Genomic DNA, 7,641 nt, shown 5'->3' with positions numbered 1-7,641 from the left:
ATAGAAGAGACCGAGACAAGTTTCTTTTAGAAAAGATCACTCACAAAAAAAGGAAATGAATAGCCATCCATCTCCTCTAACCGACTATTTCGTTTTTTTGCCACTGAGGTCATCCTGTATTTATTGGCTTGCAATTAATTTCTCCATTAATTCCTCATTAAACCCAACAAATAAAACATTATCAAAAATAATCAGCGGACGTCTGATTAGTTCTCCATGTGTTCTACACAAAACAATCAATTGTTGTTCATTAATAGTAGATAAATCAATTTCCAGATTTTTGAAACCTTGTGACCAAGTGGCGAACAGTCGTTCCGCGTGAACATTCTCAAACCCACACAATTCTTTTGCTTCCTTAACGGTTAGCTCTCTCTGATCTAAATCAATAAACTGATAAGAGAGATGATGTTCTTCTAACCACTGCTTTGCTTTTAGACACGTCACACAATGCGCCGACCCGTATACCTTCACAAGATTCCTCCTTTTTTAAATTTAACTGAAGATACTGTTTTGCATATAAATCATTCTTCTTGCAACTGAACGAATTTCTCTTGGAACAAACGAACGAATTTCATCTTCATTAAAACCGATCAATATTCTTTTTTCATCAATTAAGATCGGACGTCTTAGTAAAGAAGGATATTGTTTAAAAAGGACGATCATTTGCTTTAATGTGAGCTCGTTGAAGTCAATAGCTAATTTTTCGTATATTTTTGAGCGAGTAGAGATAATGTCTTCAACGCCTCCGTTAGTGGCTGCTAAAATTTCACGTATTTCATTTTCTGATATCGGCTCTGCAAAAATATTTTTTTCTTCAAAATCTAAACGATTTTCTTGCAACCATGCTCTTGCCTTTCTACAAGAAGTACAGCTAGGGGAAGTATATACTTTTATCATTCTCTCACTCCTTTTTAATTATAATCCCATTCTAACTGAAAGTTATAAAAAACACCAATTATTAGCTATTAAAATTCAGAAAATTTATTCTTCTTTGCTATTAAACCCTTTTAATCCTGTGTTTATATGAAAAAAATTAATTTATTTTGTATAAAAAAAAGAAGAAAAATACATAAAAAAAACGATATTATTAGTATTTTTTACCTAATAATATCGTTTTTTATGTGATCAAACATGTATTTTTTTAATTTTACAACCTGTTTCTCTAATAAATCTAGAAGTTTTCAATTTTCTCGTCCCCTTCATCAAAGGTATACACAAATAGAGACGATTCCTTGCTCGTGTCATTGCTACATAAAAAAGACGGCGTTCTTCTTCGACTGTTGTCACATGCTCTGCCTTGACCTTATCCAAACTAATGGCTGCTTTATCAGAGGCACCATTGTAAGGAATAGCTCCTTCATTACAACCAACTAAAAAAACATTGCGATAGCTTAAGCCTTTACTTCTATGAATACTTTGAATGCATAAAGCATCAAGTTTTCCTTGTCGGTAAGCGATTAAACGAGTTTTTAGTTGTTTCGCAACTGCTTGGATGTCTTTTTCTAAATGGTTGATTTTTTCTAATGTTGGAAATTGTTTGAGCGTTCCTAACAACCATTCACGCTCACTACCGTCTATTTCTTTAGTTGGTCGACTTAATTTAAGGTAGCTTTGAATTAAACGATCAAAACCTTTTCCGCCATTTTTATCAAAAGTATGAAGGTCCTTTACAAACCGATGAATCTCTTTTTCTTTTGTTTTTAAATGCGGCTTTACAGAAAGGATATATTCCACAATATCTGTTACTTTATTTCGTTGGGAAAAATAGTCCTCACATTCAGCTTTCTTGAAATAGCAATTAATCATTAACTGATAGAGTACTTGTTGATAACCCTGTGTCTTTTTTTGATAAGTAGTTGCATTTTGCCAGTAAAGGATCCTTTGATAGAACTGTTGAAATAGTTTTATCCCAAATATCCCTTCGTATGGGCCATCTGCTTCTAGTACAAAGGGGATATCCGTCTGTAACAAGTCTTGGACTAATTGCTGGGTTTGCGTTAACGACCGATATAAAACGATTGATTCTTTGTATTTCCCCTTATGTTTAATCAATGTTTTGATTTGCTCAATGATCCAGCGACTTTCAGCTTGTATATCATCAAAAGCTAGCGCCTGCATAATCCCTGCCTCTTTCTTAGCTGGAATCATTGCTTTTTGGATACGATCATTTTTATTAAAAGTAATTAAGCGATTTGCTCCTTGAACAATGGTCGCACGTGAACGATAGTTGGTTAATAAAAAAAGCGTCTTCGTTGCGTACTCTTGATCAAAATTTTTAATATAAGAAGGTTCCGAACCTCGAAACCCATAGATACTTTGATCATCGTCACCGACCACAATAAGTTTCATTGGTGTTTCCTTCGTGATCAGGCGAACAATTTCCCACTGTAAAGGATTCGTGTCTTGAAATTCATCAATAAATAAATAATCATATTTTTGTCCCACGAAGTTTCTGATTTCTTCGTTCTGCAAGGCTTGTTTTAAATTACTTAGAACATCATTGAATTCAAAAAGATGTTGCTCTTTCTTTTGTGCTTGCAGTTCTCGCATGAAGTGGGTCATTCTTTCGGAAATCGGCATAGTTGCATTCGGTTCAATAAAGTCAAAGTTTTCTTTTATCAATACTCGCGTTTCTTCTATTGATAAGTTCATATTCTGCCAATAATCAAGACGTGCCGCCAAATTTTTTTCTCCATATTGATCAAAAGCGTATAAATTATACTTACGAATAAGTTGTTGTATTAGTCCACTGACTTTGTATGAGGTCTCTTTTGAAAATTCTCCCTGTATCCCTTCAGTGACTACTTCTGGGAATTGGCGACAAATATCATTGTACAAACGAAAAAAGATACTATGAAAAGTTCCTATATGAACATTGGTCTTTCGTTGGCTAAAATTATCTACTCGCTTTTTCAATTCATTCGCAGCATTTCTCGTAAAAGTGATCATCAATATCCGTTGCTCATCTACCTGATTTTCAGTCATTAAATAGACAGCTTTTGCACAAATTGTTTGGGTCTTCCCACTTCCCGCTCCTGCAATGATCCTTAGATTTTTTTCCATATTGTAAGTAATCGCTGCTTTTTGCTCGTAATTAAAACGATTGTAGGAGCGCTTTTCCATCATATCGAAAAATGAATGACTATTATTCGTTTCTTTTTCTTCCTCAATCAGCCCAGGTGCTTCACCATAAGCTGCTTCATAGCTTGCAATGATCTCTTCTTGCATCCGGAAAATTTGTTGGAGCTTCTCATATCTTTTTTCCCAATGACTGATTTCTCTTTGTAAGCGAAGTATTTCTTTTTCATTCCCTTGATTGATTGTTTTCACATCTTTCTATATATAAATGGTCAATATTTTTCTTTTATACTAACAGACCTTTCTAAAAATTAAAATGACTTTAGCAAACACTGACCTTTTCTGAAAATTATCTATAAAATATCAAAAACACATAACCAATATGATAGAATAAAAAAGACAAATATATTAATTTGAAGGTGAATATAAATGAGTACTTCATTTCATGAAGGACGGACAATCGGACTTTTATTATCCTTTATCGGTGGCGCAATGGACAGTTATACATATATTCAATATAACGCATTTGCTTCAGCACAAACGGGTAATATTGTCTTAGCAATCATCCAAGCTTTCGATGGTGAATGGATTAGCGTTGGAAAAAAAATTCTTTCTACTGTCTTCTTTTTTTTAGGGATTTTACTGACAAAATTTTTGATTGATTATTTCAAAAAGAAAGAAAAACACTATTGGCGTTTGTATGTTCTTTACTACGAAGCAATTATCTTTTTCTTAGTCAGTCTGACTCCAATCAGTATCCACCCAGCCATCGTAACCATCATGATTGCATTTACAGCAGCTATTCAATGGGTCGCTTTTGATAAAATCGATGGACGAGCTTATACTAATCTTTTTACTACGGGGAATCTAAAAGGAGTTGCTACTAACTTATACGATTCTCTTGTCACAAAAGAAAAAGCAGCGTTCGATCGTTTTTTCCATTTTCTGACAGTTGTTCTAGCTTTCATCAGTGGCGCAGGCGTTCTCGTTTTTTGCCACCATTTATTTGGGCATTTTGCTATTTTATTAGTGGCTGTTTTATTTTTAATCATAGCAATTGTTCAAAGCATTCAAGTATGGAAATTTTACCAACGTCATATAGTCTTATCCAAAAAATAAGGACAAGCGTGTTCACTTTAATGGCCAACTAAAAAAATCACTATACTTCAAAACACAACAAATAGGCTGATTTACAGGATACTCGGACAGTACCTCAGCCTATTTGTTGTGTTTATGTTTATTTTTATTCATTCCATTATCGCACTTGATTTTCGAACAACAAGCTGCCAATGCAAACTGTCGGCAGTTTCATTATCTTCTACTGCACATTTGATGACCCGGATCATCACGCTGTTTTCATAAACTTTTTCAATTTCTCCTTTGATAGGCGCTTCAAATAAATCTGAAACAAAAGCACCTGTTTCACCAACTTCAAATAATTGCTCATCCATTTTCTCCATTACTTGTTCATTCCCCATGATAGTTCCTCCAATATTTTTTAAGTCAATCAATTTTTAACACACTTCTAGGCAGAGAACACATAGAAATCATAAAAAGCCCTTTTCATGTCAAAACCGTTCACTTTTTTTATCTGCCATTTATAAAATACTCAAAAAAGAAAGATCTAACTGAATTTTTTGATCTTTTTTTTACGGTTTTGATGTCAAAACAACCTTTTATGAATCGAAACACTATTTTTAACAAATTTAGAATAAAATCGTTATTGGAGGTACGTTGGATGAAAAATAAAGTTGTAAATAGAATATTAGACACATTATTCAGTGGTGAAAAAATAGAAGATGAAATGGTTTATCTCCAAGTAAAATTTGCCCTTGATGTATTAATGAATAACCTTGGCAAATTGGCCGTTGTTTTAGTATTTTCTTTAATAACCGGTTCTTGGGTCGAAACAGGATTGACCTTTCTTTCTTATATTTGTATCCGTCGCTATGCTTACGGACTTCATTCTGATTCTGAATTTGTTTGTTTACTATGGACTTTGCTTTATTTGTGGGGCGTTCCCCTCTTAATGAAACACTTTGATGTGACCATCTCTTCCCCACTGAAGGTCATTTCATTGATCATCTGTTTCTTATTGTTGCTTCGCTATGGATCAAAAGGTACAGCAATCAATCCCATTGAACCTGAAAAACGCCCACCACTGTTAAAAAAAGCAATTTTCATGTTTCTTCTATTTGCAATAACTATTTTATTTTTCGCTAATTCTTACTTTTCTACTTACTTGCTTCTCGGGATTATTTTAGAAATAGCTACGCTGCTTCCAATTACGAATTATATAATGAATCTTGGAGGAATTTTCTATGAAAAAAACAATCATTAAACAACTTACTAATTTGTCTGACTTCTTTGTGTCTGGATGCTGCTTTGGTATGAGTTCAGAGTTTAAAATCCCTGAAAAATTAAAAAAATAATTCAATAAATATGCTATAATTTGGTAAAAATCAATGGGAGCTGTACTTTATGTTTTTGTGGTCCATAGCCTTGCAATATTTAATTTACACAATTTGTGTATTACTCATTGAACACCAAATTAAAAAGAAATACTTATTCGTTACCACTATTTTAATCTCTTGTGTCTTGTTAGGTTTTATGTATCCTTTATTAGGGATATTTACTGCTTTATTTGCTATAGGTATGCTGATGCTAACATTCTTCTTCTTTTCTACTTCCCCGCAAAAACTGGTTTATGCTCTTCCTTGGGGATTGCTTACTTCGCTTTTAGGAGACCATTTGACGAGCATCAGCGATTTTTTTATTTTGAAATCTGCTGTCATTGAACCAGGAGATTCCTTGCAGTATATTCATATCGTCATTTCTGCGACGTTATCGATCTTACTTGCTTTAGCCTTTAAAAAAGCCTTAGAAAATTTCCATGGGTTGGATCGCCGAATGATTGGAACCGTTGGCGCGTTGATGTTATTTACCTATTATATCGTTATCTTTTATACACGTTTTTCTGGCGAGACTCCCCAAATTTTAACTATCAACACTGGCTTTTTCATTCTTTATCTCTGTGGCGGGCTGTTTATCCTCATTTATTATTGGAAAATTTCAAAGAGAAAAATGGCAGACCAATTGTTAGAACAGCGTATGCAAATGCAACAAGATTACATCCGTGATCTAGAAAAAAACTATCAAGACCTTAGAGAATTCAAGCATGATTATCAAAACTTGCTTTTTTCAATGAATAGTTATCTTGCTGAAGGTGACCTGGAGGGATTACGTAAGTACTACAATCAAAATATCTTACCCACTCGTCAAATGATGGATCTTTTCCCAGCAAACCTTAGTCTGTTAGATAACATAAAAATTCCTGAAATAAGAAGCTTATTGTCTTTGAAATTAATGATGGCACAAGAAAAAGGATTATCCGTGCATCTTGTTATTCCAGAAGAGATCACTTTAAAGAAAAAACATACAGTAAACATCGTCCGAATGTTAGGTATTATTTTAGATAATGCGATTGAAGGAGCTTTAATTACTAAAAAGAAGAAAATTGAACTCTTTGTTTTAAAAAAGAAAAACTCAGTGATTATTCGTGTCATCAATACAACGATGAATACAATTCCGTTAAATCAATTAAAACAAAAAGGTTTTTCAACAAAAAAAGATCCTAAAAACGAAGGACTCGGTTTATTCATTTTGGATGAGCTGTCAAAGGCCAATCCTTATATCTTTTTAGAGACATCTATTGAGAATCAACGTTTTTCTCAGACAATCTATATACAAACAAAATAAAGGAGTATTCGTATGATTCCAATTTATATTTGCGAAGATGACACGAAACAGTTGGAAGTAATTTCAGCAGTGATCAAAAATCGAATTATGATTGAGAATTTGGATAGTTATGTCCATATCGCCACTTCTGATCCAATTGAACTTCTTCAAGCAGCTAGAGTACGAACCTCATCTTTTGGTATTTATTTTTTAGACATTGAATTAAAAGATAGCGATCTAGATGGTATTATGATCGGAAAACGCGTAAGAGATCTAGATCCTTTAGGAAAAATTATTTATGTTACTTCTCATACGGATCTTTCAATGTCTATCTTAAAGAGTAATATTGAACCGACTGATTATATTATCAAAGAAGATATTTTTGATTTAAAAGAAAATGTGGAACGTATTTTAAGTAAGATCTTTGAAGATGTCAAAGCGACTCCTTTACAAAAAGATATTTTTAAAATCGAATTTAACGATGAAATAAAATTTCTGCCGATCAAAGATATCCAGTATTTCTCTACTTCCCCAGGAACGCCACATAAATTAGAGGTTCATTTGACTCATGCGCAAATGCAGTTCTATGATAAAATCAAAGAAATAGAGAAAATGAACCGTCATTTTATCCGCTGCCATAAATCATACGTGATCAATACTCAAAATGTCCGTACGATCAACAAAAAAACTCGTGAAATCACGTTAGCAAATGGCGAAGTGATTCCGGCTTCTGTACGTGGTTTAAAAAAATTGATCTCGTAAATCTCAGACTTCTCCCCAAAAACAAACAAAAAAAAATGAGCAAAACTCGTCTGTTTGTTTTGC

General features: G+C 33.4%; 8 protein-coding genes. 4 read left to right on the top strand and 4 right to left on the bottom strand.

All coding sequences use genetic code 11. The features are described 5' to 3' along the window. Window positions 1–120: 120 nt before the first annotated feature. The 3 genes from AB5M32_RS07290 to AB5M32_RS07280 all read right to left on the bottom strand — a co-directional run bounded on the left by AB5M32_RS07290 (window position 121) and on the right by AB5M32_RS07280 (window position 3,330). Window positions 121–471, bottom strand: a complete 351-nt coding sequence (locus tag AB5M32_RS07290) for a Spx/MgsR family RNA polymerase-binding regulatory protein (protein WP_010720213.1) — start codon at window positions 469–471, stop codon at window positions 121–123. A gap of 21 nt (window positions 472–492) precedes the next feature. Beyond that, the gene (locus AB5M32_RS07285) at window positions 493–897 is read right to left on the bottom strand and encodes a Spx/MgsR family RNA polymerase-binding regulatory protein (RefSeq protein ID WP_010720214.1); all 405 of its coding nucleotides are present in this window, start codon (window positions 895–897) and stop codon (window positions 493–495) included. A gap of 228 nt (window positions 898–1,125) precedes the next feature. After that, window positions 1,126–3,330, bottom strand: a complete 2,205-nt coding sequence (locus AB5M32_RS07280; RefSeq protein ID WP_034699220.1) for an ATP-dependent helicase — start codon at window positions 3,328–3,330, stop codon at window positions 1,126–1,128. Between the two features lie 177 nt (window positions 3,331–3,507). On the opposite strand from AB5M32_RS07280, the gene AB5M32_RS07275 reads away from it, so the two are divergent. Then, entirely contained in the window at window positions 3,508–4,197 is a 690-nt protein-coding gene (locus AB5M32_RS07275; protein ID WP_010736953.1) for a YoaK family protein, read from the top strand. Window positions 4,198–4,325: 128 nt separating this feature from the next. Here the strand turns inward: AB5M32_RS07275 and AB5M32_RS07270 are convergent, their stop codons facing one another. Beyond that, window positions 4,326–4,538, bottom strand: coding sequence for a hypothetical protein (locus tag AB5M32_RS07270; RefSeq protein WP_025480261.1), 213 nt, complete (start codon window positions 4,536–4,538; stop codon window positions 4,326–4,328). A 278-nt stretch (window positions 4,539–4,816) separates the two neighbouring features. On the opposite strand from AB5M32_RS07270, the gene AB5M32_RS07265 reads away from it, so the two are divergent. The 3 genes from AB5M32_RS07265 (at window position 4,817) to AB5M32_RS07255 (ending at window position 7,578) form a co-directional block, all read left to right on the top strand. Then, window positions 4,817–5,419, top strand: coding sequence for an accessory gene regulator B family protein (locus tag AB5M32_RS07265; protein WP_010736952.1), 603 nt, complete (start codon window positions 4,817–4,819; stop codon window positions 5,417–5,419). A 140-nt stretch (window positions 5,420–5,559) separates the two neighbouring features. Continuing rightward, a complete protein-coding gene (locus AB5M32_RS07260; RefSeq protein WP_178286887.1) occupies window positions 5,560–6,837 on the top strand; it encodes a sensor histidine kinase in 1,278 nt (425 codons plus the stop codon). A gap of 12 nt (window positions 6,838–6,849) precedes the next feature. Beyond that, complete coding sequence (locus tag AB5M32_RS07255) at window positions 6,850–7,578, top strand: LytTR family DNA-binding domain-containing protein (protein WP_010720220.1); 729 nt, start codon at window positions 6,850–6,852, stop codon at window positions 7,576–7,578. The last annotated feature ends 63 nt before the right edge of the window (window positions 7,579–7,641 follow it).

The organism is Enterococcus sp. C57 (assembly GCF_040887305.1).
GTDB classification, from domain to species: domain Bacteria; phylum Bacillota; class Bacilli; order Lactobacillales; family Enterococcaceae; genus Enterococcus_B; species Enterococcus_B hirae.
Note: the sequence above shows the minus strand (reverse complement) of the source record. Positions and strands in the feature narration are given on the sequence as shown.

What these genes read in the sequence shown, in the direction of transcription:
- AB5M32_RS07270 (WP_025480261.1), bottom strand. Translation starts at nt 4,538, where the DNA reads ATGGAGAAAATGGATGAGCAATTATTTGAAGTTGGTGAAACAGGTGCT.
- AB5M32_RS07260 (WP_178286887.1), top strand. Translation starts at nt 5,560, where the DNA reads ATGTTTTTGTGGTCCATAGCCTTGCAATATTTAATTTACACAATTTGT.
- AB5M32_RS07275 (WP_010736953.1), top strand. Translation starts at nt 3,508, where the DNA reads ATGAGTACTTCATTTCATGAAGGACGGACAATCGGACTTTTATTATCC.
- AB5M32_RS07255 (WP_010720220.1), top strand. Translation starts at nt 6,850, where the DNA reads ATGATTCCAATTTATATTTGCGAAGATGACACGAAACAGTTGGAAGTA.
- AB5M32_RS07285 (WP_010720214.1), bottom strand. Translation starts at nt 897, where the DNA reads ATGATAAAAGTATATACTTCCCCTAGCTGTACTTCTTGTAGAAAGGCA.
- AB5M32_RS07265 (WP_010736952.1), top strand. Translation starts at nt 4,817, where the DNA reads ATGAAAAATAAAGTTGTAAATAGAATATTAGACACATTATTCAGTGGT.